Source organism: Tropicimonas aquimaris, from assembly GCF_042676185.1.
Lineage (GTDB): Bacteria > Pseudomonadota > Alphaproteobacteria > Rhodobacterales > Rhodobacteraceae > Tropicimonas > Tropicimonas aquimaris.
The window spans coordinates 205686-225762 of sequence record NZ_JBHTJT010000051.1 but is presented as its reverse complement, the minus strand read 5'-3'; the positions used below and the strand labels follow the sequence as shown (position 1 = coordinate 225762).

Annotated in this window: 13 protein-coding genes; 8 read left to right on the top strand and 5 right to left on the bottom strand. The window is 68.5% G+C overall.

What is annotated here, in order from left to right; genetic code table 11:
- Nucleotides 1-43 precede the first annotated feature (43 nt).
- The 5 genes from serA (at nucleotide 44) to ACFQ2S_RS22140 (ending at nucleotide 5438) form a co-directional block, all read left to right on the top strand.
- Entirely contained in the window at nucleotides 44-1639 is a 1596-nt protein-coding gene (serA, locus tag ACFQ2S_RS22160; protein ID WP_386078155.1) for a phosphoglycerate dehydrogenase, read from the top strand.
- Nucleotides 1640-1715: 76 nt separating this feature from the next.
- A complete protein-coding gene (locus ACFQ2S_RS22155) occupies nucleotides 1716-2456 on the top strand; it encodes a metallophosphoesterase (RefSeq protein WP_386078152.1) in 741 nt (246 codons plus the stop codon).
- Nucleotides 2457-2860: 404 nt separating this feature from the next.
- Entirely contained in the window at nucleotides 2861-3145 is a 285-nt protein-coding gene (locus ACFQ2S_RS22150; protein ID WP_386078149.1) for a hypothetical protein, read from the top strand.
- A gap of 170 nt (nucleotides 3146-3315) precedes the next feature.
- Nucleotides 3316-4404, top strand: coding sequence for a hypothetical protein (locus ACFQ2S_RS22145; protein ID WP_386078146.1), 1089 nt, complete (start codon nucleotides 3316-3318; stop codon nucleotides 4402-4404).
- 41 nt (nucleotides 4405-4445) lie between these two features.
- Entirely contained in the window at nucleotides 4446-5438 is a 993-nt protein-coding gene (locus ACFQ2S_RS22140) for a nucleotidyltransferase family protein (RefSeq protein ID WP_386078143.1), read from the top strand.
- Nucleotides 5439-5519: 81 nt separating this feature from the next.
- On the opposite strand, the gene tdh is transcribed toward ACFQ2S_RS22140, so the two are convergent.
- Genes tdh through ACFQ2S_RS22125 form a run of 3 tightly spaced genes read right to left on the bottom strand, consistent with a single transcriptional unit; the run spans nucleotide 5520 to nucleotide 8352 of the window.
- Nucleotides 5520-6545 carry an L-threonine 3-dehydrogenase gene (gene tdh / locus ACFQ2S_RS22135; protein ID WP_386078374.1) on the bottom strand — a complete coding sequence of 342 codons (1026 nt, stop codon included), beginning with the start codon at nucleotides 6543-6545 and terminating at the stop codon, nucleotides 5520-5522.
- Nucleotides 6546-6553: 8 nt separating this feature from the next.
- Complete coding sequence (locus tag ACFQ2S_RS22130) at nucleotides 6554-7162, bottom strand: class I SAM-dependent methyltransferase (protein WP_386078141.1); 609 nt, start codon at nucleotides 7160-7162, stop codon at nucleotides 6554-6556.
- On the bottom strand, nucleotides 7159-8352 hold the full coding sequence (locus ACFQ2S_RS22125; RefSeq protein ID WP_386078138.1) for a glycine C-acetyltransferase: 1194 nt from the start codon (nucleotides 8350-8352) through the stop codon (nucleotides 7159-7161). Before ACFQ2S_RS22125 ends, ACFQ2S_RS22130 begins: the two co-directional genes overlap by 4 nt.
- 124 nt (nucleotides 8353-8476) lie before the next feature.
- Here ACFQ2S_RS22125 and ACFQ2S_RS22120 point away from each other — a divergent pair, with 124 nt between their 5' ends.
- Both ACFQ2S_RS22120 and ACFQ2S_RS22115 read left to right on the top strand, forming a co-directional pair.
- A complete protein-coding gene (locus ACFQ2S_RS22120) occupies nucleotides 8477-8905 on the top strand; it encodes a MarR family winged helix-turn-helix transcriptional regulator (protein WP_386078135.1) in 429 nt (142 codons plus the stop codon).
- A gap of 69 nt (nucleotides 8906-8974) precedes the next feature.
- Entirely contained in the window at nucleotides 8975-10150 is a 1176-nt protein-coding gene (locus tag ACFQ2S_RS22115; protein WP_386078133.1) for an acetyl-CoA C-acyltransferase family protein, read from the top strand.
- Between the two features lie 3 nt (nucleotides 10151-10153).
- Here ACFQ2S_RS22115 and pbpC read toward each other — a convergent pair whose 3' ends face one another.
- Together pbpC and ACFQ2S_RS22105 are read right to left on the bottom strand one after the other, a co-directional pair.
- Nucleotides 10154-12190 (bottom strand): penicillin-binding protein 1C, encoded by a 2037-nt coding sequence (gene pbpC, locus ACFQ2S_RS22110; protein ID WP_386078130.1) that lies wholly within the window; start codon nucleotides 12188-12190, stop codon nucleotides 10154-10156.
- Entirely contained in the window at nucleotides 12187-17625 is a 5439-nt protein-coding gene (locus ACFQ2S_RS22105) for an alpha-2-macroglobulin family protein (RefSeq protein ID WP_386078127.1), read from the bottom strand. Before ACFQ2S_RS22105 ends, pbpC begins: the two co-directional genes overlap by 4 nt.
- A gap of 181 nt (nucleotides 17626-17806) precedes the next feature.
- Between ACFQ2S_RS22105 and ACFQ2S_RS22100 the strand changes: the two genes are divergently transcribed.
- Nucleotides 17807-20068, top strand: coding sequence for a response regulator (locus tag ACFQ2S_RS22100; protein WP_386078124.1), 2262 nt, complete (start codon nucleotides 17807-17809; stop codon nucleotides 20066-20068).
- Nucleotides 20069-20077 lie beyond the last annotated feature (9 nt).

The following is a 20077-nucleotide window of genomic DNA, read 5'->3' as shown; positions in this document are numbered from 1 at the left end:
CTTCGGCCCCCGCCCTCTCCCCGTTTTCGAAGGAGTGCCACTCATGGCTCCCAAGGTTCTCGTCTCCGACAAGCTCAGCGAAACCGCTGTCCAGATCTTCCGCGACAATGGCATCGAGGTGGATTTCCTGCCGACCCTCGGCAAGGAACCCGAGAAACTCATCGAGTTGATCCACAACTACGACGGCCTCGCGATCCGCTCGAACACCAAGGTGACCGACAAGATTCTCGAGCGCGCCACCAACCTCAAGGTGATCGGCCGCGCCGGGATCGGCGTCGACAACGTCGACATCCCGGCCGCCTCCAAGAAGGGCGTGATCGTGATGAACACGCCCTACGGCAACATGATCACCACCGCCGAACATGCCATCGCGATGATGTTCGCCGTGGCGCGCCAGATCCCCGAGGCCTCCGCCTCCACCCACGCCGGCAAATGGGAGAAGTCCAAGTTCATGGGCGTCGAGCTGACCGGCAAGACGCTGGGCGTGATCGGTGCGGGCAACATCGGCGGGATCGTCTGCGATCGCGCGGTTGGTCTGAAAATGAAGGTGCTGGCCTATGACCCGTTCCTCAGCGACGAGCGTGCGGCCAAACTCGGCGTGACCAAGGTCAAACTGGCCGAACTGCTGAAGCGCGCCGACTTCATCACGCTGCACGTCCCGCTTACCGACAAAACCCGCAACATCCTGAGCCGCGAGAACCTCGCCAAGACCAAGAAGGGCGTGCGGATCATCAATTGCGCCCGTGGCGGCCTGGTCGACGAGGAGGCTCTGGCCGACATGCTCAAGGAAGGCCATGTCGCCGGCGCCGCCTTCGACGTCTTTGCCAAGGAGCCGGCCACCGAGAACCCGCTCTTCGGGTTGCCCAACGTGGTCTGCACGCCGCACCTCGGCGCCTCCACGACCGAGGCGCAAGAGAACGTGGCACTGCAGGTGGCGCAGCAGATGTCGGCTTACCTGAACACCGGCGCCGTCGAGAACGCGCTGAACATGCCGTCGGTCACAGCCGAGGAAGCCAAGGTCATGGGGCCGTGGCTGAAGCTCGCCGAACATCTCGGCGCCTTCATCGGCCAGATGACCGACGAGCCGATCAAGGCGATCAACATCCTCTACGACGGCAAGGTCGCGGAGATGAACCTCGACGCGCTCGGCTGCTCGGCCATCGCGGGCGTCATGAAGGCCTCCAACCCCGACGTGAACCTCGTCTCCGCGCCGATCCAGGCCGCCGAGCGCGGGGTGCAGGTCTCGCGCACGACCCAGGCGAAATCCGGCGTCTTCGATGCTTTCGTCAAGCTGACCGTGGTCACCGACACCCGCGAGCGCTCGATTGCCGGGACCGTGTTCTCCGACGGCAAGCCGCGCTTCATCCAGATCAAGGGCATCAACATCGATGCCGAGATCGGGGAGCACATGCTCTACACGACCAACAAGGACGTGCCCGGCATCATCGGCACGCTCGGGCGGATCGTAGGCGAGAACGGCGTGAACATCGCCAACTTCACCCTCGGACGGACCGAGCCGGGCAAGGATGCAATCGCCCTGCTCTATGTCGATGAGGCGGTGAACGACGTGGTGATCGGCAAGCTCAAGGAGACGGGCCTGTTCCAGAACGTCAGCCCGCTGGAGTTTGCCGTCGCCTGATCGGCCACGATGGACTAGAGAGATCTGCGGGCGTCCTGGCAAGGGGCGCCCGCAGGCATTTGGAGAGAACGGGATCATGCGGACCTATGCGATCGGCGACATTCATGGGCAGCTCGAAAAGCTGAGGCGCGCCCATGCGCTGATCGACGCAGACAAGGCCGCCGTGGGCGATCCGGGTGCGACCGTCGTCCATCTCGGCGACCTGCCGGATCGCGGCCCCGATACCAAGGGCGTGATCGACCACCTGATCCAGTGCCGCGACGCAGGCGCGCCGCATGTGGTGCTGCTCGGCAATCACGACCGGATGATGCGACGCTTCCTGCATCCGGAGAAGCTCAAGGACAACCTGCGGCACGACCTCGACTGGCTGTGGGAGCCGCTCGGCGGGCGTGCCACGCTCGCCTCCTACGGGGTCGATGTCTCGGCGGGCAGAGACGATCTGGACATTCACGCCGACGCGCTGGACGCCGTCCCCGTCAGCCACCTCGCCTTTCTCGACGACCTCACGACGCCCTATGCAGAGGGCGAGTGCCTTTTCGTCCATGCGGGAATTCGGCCGGGCGTGCCGCTCGAACGGCAGACCCTCGACGACCTCGTCTGGATCCGCGAACCCTTCCTGTCGGACACCCGCGACCACGGCCCGCTGATCGTTCATGGGCACACGCCCGTGGACGAGGTTATGCACTGCGGAAACCGGCTGAACCTCGACACCGGCGCGGGCTATGGCGAAGCGCTCTCGGCGGTGGTCATCGAGGGGCGCGACGTCTGGCTGCTGACGGAAGAGGGGCGCCTGCCAGTTCTGCCGTACGGCATCTGACACACCACCCGACCCGAAAAATCCATCAGGCGATGTCGGACGCTCCGCCCCGGCTTTGCTCTCGGCGAGCCTTTTTCTGAGCCCCGCTGAAACGGCGGCCTTACCGCGCGGGCAGCGCAACTGACAGCAATCCTGGCAAAAAAAAGGCAGACTTCGAACCAATTCGAGAATTTGTCTCGAACTGTCGCCGTTCGTGAACAACAGACACAGCCCGTAACAACTTGCTACTATTGTTTATCTGACTGATACCATTAACGATTTCTTAACCCGACGACTTCGCGCCGCCAAAATCTTGCAATCCCACTTGACCAAACGTCTTCCAAAATCAGAATGGGTAATCATAGTTCCGCCAATCCACCTGCGGACGTGATTCGCAATTGATTTAATACGAGTAGGGGGAAGTTATGGAAGATCACAACATGAAACAAAACGAAGCTCTGGTTTCGCCGGCCCGGCGGCGCCTTCTTGCCAAAGCCGGCACCTACGCGGTGGTGACGCCGCCGGCGGTGTCCTTCATGCTGTCGACGGCGCTGGCTGGCGATAGCGTCGCCAAGTCCGGCGGCGGGGATCAGCCCTGGAAGCAGCGCTGGCAAGAGCGCAAGCTGCAGCAGAAGCAGGCTAACAAGGCCGCCAGAAAGGCAGCCAAGAAGGCTGCAAAGAAGGCCGCTAGAAAAGCAGCCAGGCAATAACTCCGTTTCGCCGGTGTCCTGACACCGTCCGATGCCTGGACAGCTCTAACTCGCGTGCTTCAGGGCTTCATTGTCTTGAAGCACGCCAATAGCATGTTGGTAACGATTTCAGGCAGGGCTTCGTGATACACACAGCGCAACAACCGCTCCGGAGCAGGACCGCCGATCTCATGGCGGTGGCTTGCGCGGGCGTGCGTATCTCGAACGTCAAGGGATCACGTTTGCTCTTTGTGCCTGACCGACAGGAGTTGTTCGGGGTCAGCTCGACCACGCAACAGCTCTGGCCCTTGCTGCAATCGGGCATTGCGGCTGGGCAATTCGCCGCCCGTGCCGCCGCGTTGGGCGAGGACGGGCTCGCGCTGCTCGACCAGCTCGTGGCGATCGGAGCGGTTCACTACATCTCCGCCGGCGACCAGCCCCTGGACATCCACGATCGTGTCACTATCTCTGCGGGGCACACGGCGATCGGCCTCAGCTTCACCGGAGCGGAGAGCCTCGCAAGGCTGCGGTGCATTTTCCGTCATCTCGAGGCCCCTTCCCTGCCCGAAGCAGAAGTCGTGATCGTCGAGCGGGAAAACGGAGTGGGCATCGCTTTCTCGGGCGACGAGCTGGAAGTTCTAGCCTGGCGCGAAGCCGGACCGGCGCTGAAGCTGCTGATCACCGAACTCGCCCTGGACGCCGCCAGGGGCATGACGCTCCATCTCGGCACCCTTCAGAGGGACAACGAGGCGTTGCTGCTCGTCGGCGAACCCGGTGCCGGCAAGTCCACGCTGTCGGTCGCCCTCGGACGCCATGATTTCGAGTTGTGGGGAGACGATCTGGCGGAGCTGCGGCCAGATGGCCGGGTTCAACCGCTCGCCCTTCCGGCGACGCTCAAGGATGGCGCCTGGCCCATGCTCGAGCACCTGCACCCAGAATTGAAGGGGGGCGAGGCTTTCGTGCGGCCCGACGACAAGACCGTCAAGTACCTGCCCCTGCCGCCTGCGGCCAAAGCCCCGGTTCTGCGGGCGCGCTGCGCGCTCTCGCTTCGCAGGGACGCGGACGCGCCGCCGGGACTCGAGGCGCTGGATGCAAAGGACTTCATTGCGGCGATGATCGGGGGCGGATGGTCCGGCGACCATCGACTGACGTCTGATGATTTCGACGGCCTCGCCGCCTGCGCCGACGGTATCGCGTTCTTCCGGGCGACCTATCCCGACCTCCCGACCGCGCTTTCGCTCGTCGAGGAGGCATGGCGGCTCTTGGGAACGGCGCAATGAGCCCCCTGCGCCTTCCCCGGTTCCCGCCGGATCCTTCGCCTATGCGCCAGCTCGCCGCCTGTCTGCGCGGCGAAGTGAGCGCAACAACCGACTGGCACACCTGCCTCGAGGCGGCCAACCGGCACTACGTCGCGCCGGCACTGAGCAAGTCGCTGGAGCGAAGACTTGCTTCGGAGGAACTCGATCCGGAGGCGCTGCAATACCTGGAGGATCTGCGGACCCTCAACGGCGAGCGCAACCGTCGCCTGGCGAACCAGCTCGCCGAACTTGCCCTTGCCCTCAACAAGGTCGGCGTCACGCCGATTGTCATAAAGGGCGCGGCGATCCTCGCGAACGCGCCTCACCCCGAGCACTGTACCCGTATGCTGGTCGATCTCGATATTCTCGTGGAACCCTCGGAAGTCACGGCCTCCGACGAGGCGCTGCGTGGGATCGGCTACAAGATCTTCGAGGAAAGCGAGGACGAGCATTCCTCCGGCAGTTACTACCGCAACCGCGATGTCGGGGCGGTCGATCTTCATTTCTGCCTCGCGGACCGCATTGCCGAGGTGATCACGCCGGAAGACCTCGAAGCCCGCACGCGCGACGTTCCCTTCGGCAACGCCCGCATCCGGATTCCGGATGCGAGCCTGCTCTTCGTGATGAACATCGCCCACGAGATGCTGCACGACGAGGTGCTGTCCAAGGGGCGGGTCAGTCTCCGCTACCTGCTGGATCTTGTCGACCTGTCAACCGACGACGAGGCCGCCCTGGATCTTGGCTGGATCGAGGCGAAGTGCGCGCATTGGAAGTTCGACCTCGCGCTGGAACTCCAGTCCCGCATGACCGACGAACTTCTCGGCCTCCCGCTCGCAGCCGGCAGGAAACGCACTCGGCTCGGCGCGCTGCTGCATCGCCGGCGATTGCTCAAGGCGCACAGCCAGACGCTCGACGAGTTGGAATGGACGCTGATCTGGCGCTTCAAGAACCTGCTTCGGGCGACCCGTCTCGACCCGACACCGCTCATCGCCCGGCGCCACCACGGCGAACGCTAGGCCCTCCCTTTCGTCCTCACCCAAAGGTGCCACCCAGAGTCTCTCCGGTGTCGACCGTCAGCGGCACCAAGCCACGACGGATCAGCTCCAGTCGAGCACGACCTTGCCGGAGGAGCCGCCACGCATGGTCTCGAATCCTTCGCGGAAGTCGTCCACCCCGAAGCGGTGGGTGATAACGTTGCGCACATCGAGCCCGTTCTCCAGCATCGCGATCATCTTGTACCACGTCTCGAAGATCTCGCGGCCATAGACGCCCTTGATGGTGATCGCCTTGAAGACGATCCGCGACCAGTCCACCGGCGACTTGCCCGGCGGGATGCCGAGCAGCGCGATCCGCCCGCCCATGGTGAGGGATTCGACCATCTGGTCGAGCGCCGCCTGGTTGCCGGACATCTCCAGACCGACGTCGAAACCCTGCTTCATGCCGAGTTCGTGGACCACATCGGCCAGATCTTCCTCCAGCACGTTCACCGGACGCACGTCAGCCACCTGCACGGCTAGCGCGAGGCGGTCGGAGTTCACGTCGGTGATGACCACGTGGCGGGCGCCGACGTGGCGCGCGACGGCCGCCGCCATGATGCCGATCGGGCCGGCGCCGGTGATCAGCACGTCCTCGCCCACCAGATCGAAGGAGAGCGCCGTGTGCACGGCGTTGCCGAGCGGATCGAGGATCGCCCCGATCTCGTCGTCGATCCCGTCCGGCAGCGGCACGACGTTGAAGGCCGGCAGGCAGAGGTATTCGGCGAAGGCCCCCGGCACGTTGACGCCGACCCCCTTTGTCTCCGGGTCGAGGTGGAACTTGCCGGCGCGGACCTGCCGCGAATGGTGGCCGATCAGGTGGCCCTCGCCAGAGCAGCGCTGACCGATGCGAAGATCTTCCACGTCGCGGCCGATCTCGACGATCTCGCCGGCGAATTCGTGGCCGGTCACCATCGGCACCGGCACGGTGCGCTGCGCCCACTCGTCCCAGTTCCAGATATGGATGTCGGTGCCGCAGATCCCTGTCTTGCGGATGCGGATCAGCACGTCGTCCGGGCCGATCTCGGGTACCGGCACCTGCTCCATCCACAACCCGACCTCGGGCTTCGCCTTGACCAGCGCCTTCATCTGTTTGCTCATGACCCTGGGCCCTTCTTCTGCAATGCAAGCCAGGTCCAGGTGATCCCGGCGGCAATGTTTTCCGGCTGGAGCGAGGGCGCGGTCGCCTCCCGAGCGAGCGACAGACCCGCGGCCTCCGCCATTTCGATCTCCTCGGCCAGATCGAGGGAGTAGACCGGCTGGCCGCCATGGATGGCCCCGTGCCGAAGCGACAGGACCAGAACCCCGTTCGGTTCCAACAGCGCGGCGACGCGCCCATAGGCGGCGCGGCGAGCCTCCGGCGGCAGGTGGTGCCAGACCGCGACCGCAAGCACGATGTCGAACGCCCCTGCGACCCCCTCCAGCTCGGGCAGTTGCGCGGCGAGGCAGACCGCCTCCGGCATCCGCGCCGAGATGGCGTCCCGGAAGGCCGAGACCGGCTCCGCCGCCGTCACCGGGTGGCCGCGCGCCGCGAACCAGGCGAGGTCACGGCCACTGCCTGCCCCGATATCGAGAACTGTCGCCGGGGGCGGCGGCAGAAGGTCGGCCACGGGCGCAAAGAGGTCCTCCGCCGAGACGGCGTCGTATCGATGGCGCAACGCCTCCGAATGGGCTTCGTAGATCCCGATGGCCGCGTGATCGCTCACTGGAGCACGCCCGTTTCCCGCCCGGCCCTGCCGAAGGCGTCGAGTGCCCGGTCGAGGTCCGCGCGGGTCAGTGCGGCGTTCATCTGCGTCCGGATCCGCGCCGTGCCGCGCGGCACGACCGGGAAGAAGAAGCCGGCCACGTAGACGCCGTGCTCGTAGAGCCGCGCCGCCATGTCCTGGCTGAGCTTCGCATCGCCCAGCATCACCGGCACGATCGGGTGCTCGCCGGGCAACAGCTCGAAGCCGAGGGACTCGAGCCCCGCCCGCCAGTAGGCGGCATTGTCGAACAGTTGCGCCCGCAGGGCGTCTCCTTCCTCCACGATCCTCAGAACCTCCAGCCCGGCCGCCACCACGGACGGCGGCAGCGAATTGGAGAAGAGATAGGGGCGCGCGCGCTGGCGGAGAAGGTCCACCACCGCTTGCGGCCCCGCGATATATCCGCCGATCGCCCCGCCAAGCGCCTTGCCGAGCGTGCCGGTCAGGATGTCGACCTTGTCGGCGACCCCGTGGTGATGCGGCGTGCCCCGGCCCTGCGGCCCCATGAACCCGGTGGCATGGCAATCGTCCACCATCACCAGCGCCTCGTAGCGTTCGGCGAGCGCGGTGATCTCGGGCAGCTTCGCAAGGTAGCCGTCCATCGAGAACACGCCGTCGGTGGCGATCATGATGTGCCGCGCGCCGCCGTCACGCGCCGCCCTGAGCTGCGCCTCCAGCTCGTCCATGTCGGAATTGGCGTAGCGATAGCGGCGCGCCTTGCAGAGCCGGATGCCGTCGATGATCGAGGCGTGGTTCAGCGCGTCGGAGACAATCGCGTCCTCCTCGCCCAGAAGCGGCTCGAACAGCCCGCCGTTTGCGTCGAAGCAGGCGGCGAAGAGGATCGCGTCGTCCTTGCCGAGGAACCGCGCGAGCGCCTGTTCGAGCTCCCGGTGCAGCGGCTTGGTGCCGCAGATGAAGCGTACCGAGGCCATGCCGAAACCGTCCCGGTCCAGCGACGCCTTGGCAGCGGCGACGAGCCGCGGATCGTCCGCGAGGCCGAGGTAATTGTTGGCGCAGAGGTTCAGCATGTCCCGCCCGGCGACGTCGATATGCCCACCCTGCGGCGAGTCGATAGGGCGCTCGCGCTTCAGAAGGCCCTGGGCCTCGATCTCCTGAAGCGTCTGTGCGAGATGGCTGGCGAAGTCGGGCGTCATGAGGCCTCCTGCGGGTTGGCGGCAGTCTGGCGCATCGTGTCCGGTTTCGCACCGGAAGGCGAGCCCGCTTGACCATTTCGCCCGCTTGTCGCAGCTAGGGCGCGACAGACGAAAGGCACACGGCATGAGCGACTTCGACCTCGACAGCTTCCTGCCCTACCGGCTGGCGGTCCTTGCCGGACAGATCAGCCGCGAGTTCTCCCGCCGCTACAACGAGCGCTTCGGCATATCGCGCCCGGAATGGCGGGTGGTTGCGCACCTGGCGCAGTCGGGGCCGGCCAGTGTCGGCGAGATCCACCAGCGCGTCGACATGGACAAGTCGCGCGTCTCCCGCGCCGCGACGCGGCTGGAGCAGGCGGGCTATATCCGCAAGGACGCGCACCCGACCGACGGCCGCCTGGTGACCCTTCGGCTGACCCAGGCGGGGCGGGCGATGATGCAGGAGCTCAGCGAGATGGCCCGCGCCTACCAGGCCGAACTGGCCGAACGCCTCGGTCCGCAGGCCGAACATCTCGACCTCGCGATGCAGAAACTTTACGTCAGCGAGGACTGAGGGGCGGCGAGAGCCCTCCCACCATCGGCGCGCGCGGGCTATGCTGGCGGCTGAATGAGGGAGGATTCTATGGAAGATATCGTGATACTGGGCGGTGCGCGCACCGCCATCGGGACCTTTGGCGGATCGCTCGCCGGCACGCCGCCGATCACGCTCGGCAAGGTCGTCGCCGGGGCGGCGTTGGAGCGGGCCGGGGTGGAGCCCGGGCAGATCGGCGCGGTGGTCTTCGGCCACGTCATCAATACCGAGCCGCGCGACATGTACCTGAGCCGCGCCGCCGCCATCGAAGCGGGCATCCCCGACACCGCGCCCGCGATGAACGTCAACCGGCTCTGCGGCTCGGGCGCGCAGGCCATCGTCTCGGCGGCGCAGTCGCTGATGCTGGGAGACGCGGATTTCGCGCTGGCCGGCGGCGCCGAGAACATGAGCCGCTCGCCCTATGTCGTGCCCGCCGCCCGCTGGGGCGCGAAGATGGGCGATGCCGGCGGCGTCGACATGATGCTGGGCGCGCTGACCTGCCCGTTCGGCACCGGGCACATGGGCGTGACGGCGGAGAACGTGGCCGACGAGAACGGGATCGACCGCGCGGCGCAGGATGCCTTTGCGCTCGAAAGCCAGAGCCGCGCCGCGCGGGCCATCGCCGAGGGCCGCTTCGCGAGCCAGATCGTGCCGGTGGAGGTGCGGGTGAAGCGCGACACGGTGGCCTTCGACACCGACGAACACCCCAAGGCGACCACGCTGGACAAGCTCGCCGCCCTGCGCCCGGCCTTCCGCAAGGAGGGCTCCGTCACCGCCGGCAACGCCAGCGGGCTGAACGATGGCGCGGCGGCGCTGGTGCTGGCCCGCGCATCGGCAGCGGAGGCGGCAGGGCTGACGCCCAGAGCGCGGCTTCTGGGCTATGCCCATGCAGGTGTGCGGCCGGAGGTGATGGGGATCGGGCCGGTTCCGGCAGTTCAGAAGCTGCTCGAGAAGACCGGACTCTCGATCGCCGATTTCGACGTGATCGAGTCGAACGAGGCCTTCGCGGCGCAGGCGCTGGCGGTGAACGCGGGGCTCGGGCTGGATCCGGCCAAGGTGAACCCCAACGGAGGCGCCATCGCGCTCGGCCATCCGGTGGGCGCCACCGGCGCGATCATCACCGTCAAGGCGCTCTACGAGCTTGAGCGGATCGGCGGCAGAAAGGCGCTCGTCACCATGTGCATCGGCGGCGGCCAGGGGATCGCGCTGGCGCTCGAACGGATCTGAGGCTCACCGCAGCAAAACGGAGGCGCGCGCGGCCATGCCTCGCGCGTCGATCACCGAGAGGGTGACGAAGCCCTTGCCGGGGCTCTCGACGAAACTCTCCCGACTGCGCGCCTGCAGCACCAGCGGCGCGCCGTTGACCAGCCATGTGAACGGCGGCGTGCCGTCCCGCACCTTGAGCACCAGACCGTCCGGCGCCTCGATCTCGGCGCCATCGGGCGGAAAGGCGAGCTTGGGTGCTTCTGGCGGCGGCTGGAAGGCAGCGGAACGAGAGCGGAAGCGCTGCAGCGGCTGCGGCAAGCTGGCCGTCGGCAGCAGCAGGACCCCGTCCGGTGGCGGCGGCAGGGGCTCGGCGCGCGGCGCGATGGTGTCGAAGACCCGGAAGAGCAGCGGCGCGGCCAGCCCGCCGCCGAACGCGCCGGGAACGGAGGTGCCGTCCGGCCGCCCCAGCCAGACCCCGACGACATGCCGCCCGTCGAACCCGATCGCCCAGGCGTCCCGGTGGCCGTAGCTCGTGCCCGTCTTGTAGGCGAGTTTGACCCGCGCGGCGTGCGGCGGGGGGGCGATGCCAGCAAGGATATGGCCGACCTCCCAGGCCGCTTCCTCGGAGAGCACCTGCTTCACGGGTTCGGACGGCACGTCCGAGGCATAGCGCAGCGCCATCGCCTCCCCGCCGCGGGCCAGCGCCCCGTAGAGCCGCACCAGATCCTCCAGTGTCACGCCCACGCCCCCGAGCGCGACCGCGAGGCCCGGCGCGCCCTCCGGCAGCACCGGCGTCACCCCAGCCCGCCGTAGCCGCGCCATCAGCCGCGCCGGGCCGATGGCCTCGGTCAGCGCCACGGCCGGGATGTTGAGCGACAGCTCCAGCGCCTGCCGGACCCGGATCGTGCCGCGATAAAGGCCATCGAAGTTCACCGGAGCGTAGCCGCCGAACGCGGTCGGGCGATCCTCGATCAAGGTCTCCGGATGGGCGAGGCCGAGGTCGAAGGCGAGCCCGTAGATCAGCGGTTTCAGGGTCGAGCCGGGCGAACGCAGGGCGCGGGTCATGTCGAGCCAGCCGCCGCGCCGCTCGTCGAGGTAGCCGGCCGATCCGACACTGGCCAGCACCTCGCCACTCCGATGATCCGCCACGAGGATCGCCGCCGAAAGCTGCTCGCCGGCCGTCCCGGCGGTCTCGGCGGCCAGCCGTTCCAGCGCCGCCTGCAGGTCGCGGTCGAGCGTGGTGTCGTGGCTTCCCCTAAGCGGTTGGTCTGCGCGCAGCCGTTCGGCAAGATGCGGCGCGAAGGCCGGGAAGCTGCGTCGGATCGCCGGAATCGGCGTGGTCCGTGCCGCCGCCGCGGCCTCCGCCGCGAGCACGCCGGCGCCTTCCATCCGCGACAGAACCCGGTCGCGGGCGATCGTCGCCGAGCCCGTGTCGCGGTCCGGCCGGCGGCTCGCCGGCGCCTGGGGGATCGCCACCAGCAGCGCCGCTTCTGCGGGGGTGAGCCGCCGCGGCTCCTTGCCGAAGTAGGCCAGCGTCGCGGCGCGCACGCCCTCGAGGTTGCCGCCGAAGGGTGCCCGGTCGAGATAGAGCCCCAGGATCCGCTCCTTGGAAAGGCGCCGTTCCAGCGCAAGCGCCACCCGCATCTGCCGCAGCTTGCCCTTCATCTGGCCGGTGGTGCCGTCTTCCAGCAGCCGCGCCACCTGCATCGTCAGGGTCGAGCCGCCGGAGACGACCTCGCCGTTCCGGACCGCCTGTCCGGCGGCACGCATCATCGCGATCCAGTCCACCCCGCCGTGCCGGTAGAAACGCTTGTCCTCGAACGCGACCAGCATCTCCAGGTAGAGCGGGTCCACGCCGCCCGGCCGACTGGCCAGACGCCAGCGGCCATCACCGACGGTGAAGGCGCGGAGCAGCCGGCCCTCCCGGTCGAGCACCTCCACCGAGGTCTCGCTCACCAGCACCGGCAGGTCGGTGGCGTCGACCCAGGCGTCGAAGCCATCGCGCGCCGCCGCACCCAGAAACAGCAGCAGCGCCAGCAGAAGCAGGCCACGCCGCTTCACGGCGTCACCGTCACCCGGCCGGCCTCGGTGCTGGCGCGGAACTGCGGCCGGTACATGTCCTCAACGCTCGCAGCCGGGTGATGGTAGCTGCCGGGCGAGACCGCCCGCACCACATAGGCGAGGCGGAACGGATCGTCGGAGCGCCAATCGACGGCGGCGAGGAAGCGCTCCTGCCGGAACTCCGCGGTGCGGGTCTCGGCCGTCTCCAGCCAGGGGAGCGCACGGATGTCGCCGCCCTGCACGAGGCTCGGATTGTCGATCTCGAACCCGGCGGGCAGCGGGTCGTCGACCATCAGCCGCGCCTCCACCAGGTCGAAGGGCGTGACCGTCAGCACCGCGACCAGTCGCGTGCCCTGCGTCACCTGCGCGGGATCGGCCGGCGCGCCCTCGGTGGTGAAATACTCCCGGGTCAGCGCATAGCCGTCGCTGCGGCGCGTTGCGGGATCGGAGGGCACGCCAAAGGTGGTCAACGTGAGTTCCGTGTCGCGGCCGGAAGTGTTGGCGACCACGACGGGCTCGGCCCTCGCGTCATCCTGCAGAACCCAGACAAGCGGCCCCGTGGCCGGCTGGCCGTCGATCATGAAGCCCTCGCCGGCGCTGACCACCAGCGCATGGGCGGCGAGCAGCGACCAGGCGGATTCCTGGGTCGAGCGGGCGCGCGAAGCGGAGGCAACCCGCTGGCTGAGCGCCTCCCGGTCCACCGCCATGCTGCCGGCCTCTGCAGCAAGCGCCAGAACGCCGGCGCTGTCGCGCAGGTTGGTGCCGTAATCGGCGCGCCAGAGCTGCTCCGACTCGTCCTGCAGACGCGGCAGCAGTTGCGCCGCAGCGCGGGCGAACATTGCGTCGGCCCGCTTCTGATCGCCGTAGAGCGCAAGCGCGGCGCCGATCTGCGCCGTGGCGAGCGGCGTGGCAAAGGCCGCGCCCTTGACGTCGGCATAGTAGCGCAGGTCGCCGATCGGGGCAGCGCCCTCGCGCGCGAGCACTAGCAGCGCATAGGCCAGATCCTCGCCGCCCTCGTCGAAATCGGGCGCGTAGTTGAGCTTGTTGCGCAGGTTGTCCAGCGCCTGGGTGAAGGCGCGCTCCGGCACCTCGTGCCCCTGCGCCCGCGCCCGGCTGAGGAAGTCGGAGACATAGGCGTCGAGCCAGAAATCGTCGTCCCCCGGCCGCCAGAGGCCGAAACCGCCGGTGCCGGACTGCCGCGACAGAACCCAGTCGACCGCCTCCCCGATCCGGGCGTCGACCGCCTCGCGGTCGCCGAGGCCGAGCGCCTGCGCCATCTCGTCGAAGTAAAGCAGCGGCAGCGCCTGGCTGGTGACCTGTTCGGTGCAGCCATAGGGATAGCGGTCGAGCGCTTTGAGCAACCCGGGCGCGTCGAACCGCGCCACCGGGCCGAGCGCCAGCGTGGCGGAGCCGGTGCCGGGCCGAAGTCCCGCGAAGACATCGCGCGAGAGCATGAAGCTGTCGCCCGCGGCGAGCGGGAAGCGATGGGTCGTGGCGACCTCTGGATCGTTGACCTGCACCGGAAGCGCGAGCGTCTTGTCGAGCACCTCGCCGCCCGGCGTGGTCAGGGCGATCTCGACAGTGGCAAGGCCCGGCGCACCCGCCCGGATCGGCACCTCGAAACTCCGCCGCCCCTGTTCGGAAAGCTCGATCTCGGCGGGTACGGCCGCGCCGTCCAGTGTCAGCCCTTCGGCCGTGATCGCGAGGCCGGCCTGACCAATGGGTCCCTCGGCGTGAACCAGTTCCAGCAGCAACCGGCTCTCGTCGCCCGGCGCGAGGAACCGCGGCAGCGACGCGGTGAGCACCACCGGGTCGCGCACCAAAATGTCGGAAGCGGCCTTGCCGACCCCGCTGTCGGACCAGACCACCGCCATCAGCTTCACCTGCCCGTTGAAGGCGGGCAGGTCGAAACGCGCGCGGGCGTAGCCGTCCTCCCCGACCTCCACAGGGCCGAAGAAATAGGCGACCAGCTCCTCGGTCGGCGGCGGGCTTTCCATGCGCATCTCGGCCAGCGCGTCACCGCCAGAGCGGATCAGCCCGCGGGCGCCGGTCTGGCCATCGATCAGCCTGCCATAGATGTCTCGCAGCCCCATGCCGAGCTTGCGCTGACCAAAGTAATAGCCCGGTGCGTCGGGCGGCTGGTGGCCGGTGAGGTTCAGGATACCCTGATCCACCGCCGCGATGGTGGCATAGGCGCGCTGGCCCACCACCAGCCCGTCGACCTTGAGCGCAACGTCCAATGGCGCGCGCGGTCGTGCGGTCTCCGGCACGTCGAAAGCGGCTGCGAGCCGGGCATCACCCGGGTCCACCGCGGCATGGGCCAGCCCGAGGGCCCGGGTCGGCCCGCGCCCCTCGGCGCCCTCCATCGGCCGGATCAGGGTGGCGGTGACATAGGCGCCAGCGCCCCAGTCATCGGTCACCGGCAGCTCCACGGTGCTCTCGCCCTCGGGCAGGTCCAGCGTCTTCATGGCGATCAGCCGGTTGGAGACGACCGTGACCAACGCCTTGCCGGCCTCGCGCGGCACCACTCGCAAGCGGGCGGTTTCGCCCGGAAGGTAAGCGGACTTGTCGAGCGAAACCTCCAGAACGTCCGGCGTCACGCTGGCATCGGCCGGCGCATACCAGCCGGCTTTGAAATCGATCGAACTGGCCGCGTAGGGCCCGTCGATCCGCTCCACCACCAACTCGTACTGGCCCCAGTCGACCGGTGCGGCGACGCGGGCCGGCTCTGCGCCCAGGGCCACGTCGCCCGAAGCGACGCGGCTGCGGCGGGTGATCGGCTCCCAGTCCCAGCTGCCGTACTGGGAATACCACTGGTACCGGGTCTCGATCCGGTTGAGCACCCATTTCACCCGCATCGGCATGGCCGCGCCATCCGGACCGACCCCCAACAGGTCAAATGCCGCCTCGGTGCCTTCTGCGACAACGCCGTCAAAGGCCGGGCGGATGCCGATCATCGGCAGAGACGGGGTGAGCGCGCGGGTCAGGCGGCGCTCCACCGGGCGACCGGAGCCTTCGGAGACGCGCAAGGTGAGCCGGGCTTCCAACGGCCGCGCCGGGTCGGCGATCTCGGGGAAGGCGAGCGGAAGTACAGCGATACCGGCCGCATCCGTCCGGGCGTTCTCCAGCACCTCCATCCGCGGTTCGAACGGGGCATCGTGGAGGCCGAAGCGGTAGCCGGGCAGCCCCGCAAGCCCCTCGGCCGCGCGCAGGTGCACCTCGCCCTCGACAGGCAGCTCGGCCCCCGGCGCACCGAAAAGATAGCGCGCCTCCACCCGAAGCGGCGGCGTGTCCTCCAGCCGGATCTCGCCCTCGGGCAGGCGCATCTCCACGTCGATCCGCTCGGGCAGGAAATCCTCGACCAGCACCGTCTGGCTGGCCAGCGCCGGCGCCTCCGGGTCGGCATGGAGCGCGAGCGTCCAGGTGCCGCGCGGTGCCGTCCCACCCACTGGCAGGGCAAAGACATGGCCACCCGCGACGCCGCCATCGCTGACGAGGCGGCTGTACTCGACGCCATCGGGCCGGGTCAGGATCGCGGTCAGCGGCAGCCCGTCAATGGCCTTCGCCTCGCCATCGCGGGCGAGCGCGGTGACGTGGATCGTCTCTCCCGCCCGGTATGCGCCGCGGTCCGTGGCGAGGAACACGTCGATCGGCCCGGCGGCCGGCCGGCCCTCGACGCCGCGGTCCGACAGGTCGAACTCCGGATCGGTCAGCGGCAGGAAGCCGAGATCCTCCTCCCCCAGCTTCGCCAGCACCAGAGCCGGTGCGGCCCCGCCGCGTCCCAGCGTCAGGCCGGGCGCGAACCGGGCGTAGCCCTCGGCATCGGCCTCGACGGTCGCGAGCACCCGGTTGGAACGGGACAGCAAAGAGAGCTCGACGCCGTCCAGCGGCTCGGCGCTGGCGAGGCTCCGCGCGAACACGTGCAGACCGTCGGCGCCGCTCATGCTGGCCAGCCCGATGTCGGAGATCACGAACCACTGGGTCGCGGGCGGCGCGTCGTAGGGGTCTGCGCCCGGAATGGCGGCCTTGAGCGCATAGAGCCCCGGCGCCAGCCCCGCGATGGCCTCGCCCATCGGAAGGAGGGTCGTGACATCGCGGTTCAACTCCGAGACGACCTCGCCCGTGCCGCTCCAGACCTCTTCCGCCAGCGTGCCGCCGAGCCGGCGGTCCTCCCATTCGGAGACCGGCTGGCCGAACATGTTCTCCTGTATCATCTGGAGGATGTTGCGGTCGCTCACCCGCCGCAGGGCCAACTCCACCTCGGGAAGGTTCACGGTCACGATCGGAAGGGCGGCGTCCCCGGTGCGGGGCAGTACGAAGGCGCGGCCGGGAAAGCGGACCGACGGCGCACGGTCGCGTACGTAGATGTCAAGCGGCATGTCGCGGATCAGCCCCTCGCCGGACGCCGCCGGCAGGCCGGCCCGGAAGGTCACGCGGTAGCGTGCGCCATGCTCCACGCCCTCGATGCAGAGTTGCCGGTCGCCGGGCTCCACCGCAAGGCTGACCGCCGGAAGCTGCACATAGGGCTCGAACTCGACGCCCTTCGCCAGCGGCTCGCTGAAGGTCACGCAGAGGTTCGGTACGGCAAGGTCGCTGTTGACCTGGTGATCGACGATGCGGAATCCGTATTTCCCGATGGCGGCATCGAGCGCCCCGGCCACGCGCGGGCCGGGCGCAAGCCGCTCGGCCAGCCGCAGGGCGGGCAGCATGTCGCCCCCGCGCCGGGCTGCCTCCAGCGCCTCCGACAGGGTGATGAGCGACTCGGCCTGCGCCGCTGGCGTGGCGGAGCGGAGATAGGCGTTCACCGCAGCCGGCAGGGCGCGGGCCCGGTAGGTTTCGGTCTCCTGTCGGGAGTTCCCCTCGGCGGCCAGAGCCTCGCTGGCGTAGGCGCGCCAGTGGTCCGCGCTGTCGGTGACGACCAGCGCCAGACCGATCCAGCGCATCCGCTCGGCGGCAGAGCCCGCGCCGCGAATGGCGGCCTCGATCTCGTCCAGGCCGACACCCCCGGCCAGATGGCGGCGCGGCAACGCCTCCGCCTCCCGAAGTCCAGCGTCGAGGTCCTCGGGCCGCAGGAAATCGAGCTCCGCCGCCCGCTGCCGCGCGGCCTCCAGCATCGCCGGCGGCGTTTCCAGCACCACCGCGGACATCGCCCCCTGATACGGCTCCCGCCGGGTCATGCCCCGCTTGGGAAAGCAGCTCCCTGAGCGCGCGTTGAAGGTAAATGCCCCGCATTCGGCATCCGTCAGACAGGCGGTGCGGCAGGCCTCGTAGCTGGTGTCGAACAGCGCCCGCAGGTCCGCGCCGTAGTAATCCATGTCGCGCTCGACGATCACGCGGCGCGCGGGCACCGGATCGGACACGGGCTGCGCCAGCGCCGGGCCGGGACGTTCGATAAGCAGAACGAGAGCGAGGAAAAGCAGAACAAGCTGTCGCATCGGGACGCGGCTCCGTGAATGATCGGGCACCCCGAGCGTGACACAGCGTGCTTTCGGTTGGCAACGATTCCCCCACCGCATCGTCAACGCCTGTGCCGGGCTGCGGTTAAAGCTCCCTTCACCATCAGTCGGCAGGATGCTCGCCAGATCCCGTCGGCTCATTTCCAGGGAGAGTGCACCGATGAACATCACCGAGCGACTGGCCGCAGAACGCCGCGGACGCCTTGCCGCGGAACGTCTCCTCGAGCTCAAGAGCCGGGAGCTGTTCGAGGCCAACCGCAAGCTCTCGCAACACGCGCTCGAACTGTCCGGGCAGATTGTGGAGCAGCGCGAAGAGGCAGCAGAGCTGAAGGACAGGAACGTGCGCGCCGAGGCCGACCTCAGGCGCGCCGAGGCGCAGGTGGGTATCGTGGAGCGGCGGCTGTGGGACTCGGTCGAGACCATCGCCGACGGCTTCGCTGTTTTCGACGCGCAGGACCGGCTGATCGCCGCCAACCGCGCCTGGCTCTCGCTCTTCGACCATGCGGACCTGATCCAGCCGGGACTCTCCTACCTCGAGCTCCTGCGCTTCGCCACCGAACAGGGGATCGTCGACATCGGCGATGCCGCGCCCAGCGAATGGATCGGCGCCATGCTGGATCGCTGGGACGCCGTCCCGGTTTCGGAAGTCACGGTCAAGCTGTGGAACGGTCGGCACTACCGGATGCTCGACCGCCGCTCGCGCGATGGCGACATGGTCTGCCTTGCCCTCGATGTCACCGCGACCATCGCCCGGGAGGCGGAGCTGCGTGAGGCCCGGGCGCGCGCCGAGGCGGCCAGCCGGGCCAAGTCCGCCTTTCTGGCCAACATGAGCCACGAGCTTCGCACGCCGATGAACGGCGTGGTGGCGATGACGGATCTCCTGCTGGAGGGCGACATGGACGAGGAACAGCGGCTCTACCTCCGCACCATCCGCAGCTCCGGCGACGCGCTGCTCGCGATCATCAACGACGTGCTGGATTTCTCCCGTATCGAGGCCGACCAGATGGCGTTCCGCCCTGAATCTTTCGACATGGAGCGGATGCTGCACGAGGTCCTGACCCTCGTGGCCCCTCTCGCGCGGGAAAAGGGTCTGGATCTGCACGTGGACTACGACCTCTTCCTGCCAACGCGGCTGATTGGCGACCCCGGGCGTATCCGGCAGGTGCTCACCAACCTGATCGGAAACGCCGTGAAGTTCACGGACGAGGGGCACGTCCTGATCCGCGTCGTCGGCATGGAGGCCGCCGATAATACCTGGCAGATCCATCTCACGGTCGAGGACACCGGGATCGGCATCGATCCCGACATGCAGGAGCATATCTTCGCCTCCTTCGCCCAGGTCGAACAGGACAGGAACCGCAGCTTCGAAGGCACCGGGCTCGGGCTGGCGATCAGCCGGGAAATCGTCGCGCGCATGGGCGGGCAGATCTGGGTCGAGTCGGAGAAGGGCAAGGGCGCGTGTTTCGGGTTCCGCGTCACCCTGCCCGGGGCCGAGCAGCGCCACCCCGCGCCGCGGGGCCTGAACCCCGGGGAGGTTCGCGCCATGATGGTGGGCAGCGGCGAAGATCTCGACCAGGTGATCCTGTCCCGGCAGTTGCGGCAGCTCGGGCTGGAGGTGCGACAGGTGGACACCGGCGCCAAGGCAATGCAAGCGCTCCGGACCGAGGCGCTCCCGCAGATCGTCCTGATCGACGAGCGCCTGCCGGACCTGCTTGGGTTGGACCTCGCCGCCGCGATGCGCGAGGCCGGCCTGCATTCCGCGACCGTGCTGCTCTGCGCCGATCCGCATCACGCCGCAGCCACCGCCGGGCAGGAGAGCGTCGACGCCACGCTGGTCCGTCCCATCCTGAGAAGTGCGCTCTTCGACACCCTTACGAGGCTGGCCGCGCGGCAGGAGCCGAGCCCGATAACGCATGTCCCGCCGTCCGGCTTGCCCGCCGCCGGGTCGAACACTCCAGGCAAGACGCAAGCTGACCCGGGGGCGACGCCCCTCCACCCGGTCCAGCCGCCCCGGATGCGGGTGCTCGCTGCCGAGGACAACCGCACAAACCAGTTCGTCTTCCGCAAGATCGTCAAGGAACTCGACATCGACCTCGCCTTTGCCGGCACCGGGCGCGAAGCGGTGGACCTGTTCCGGTCCTTCGCACCGGATCTCGTGTTCATGGACATCTCTATGCCGGAGATGGACGGCAAGGAGGCCACGCGGCGCATCCGGGCGCAGGAGGCGGCCGGCACGCGTATCCCGATCATCGCGCTCACCGCCCACGCGCTCGCCGGGGATCGGGAGGAAATCCTCGCCGCCGGGCTGGATTCCTACCTCACCAAACCCCTGAGGAAGTCCGAGATCGTCGAGGCGATCCTCGCCGGCTGCCCGGAGAGCTGCCGCCCCCCGCTGGAGGCCCTTCCCGCCGCGGTCGAGTAGAATAGCCTG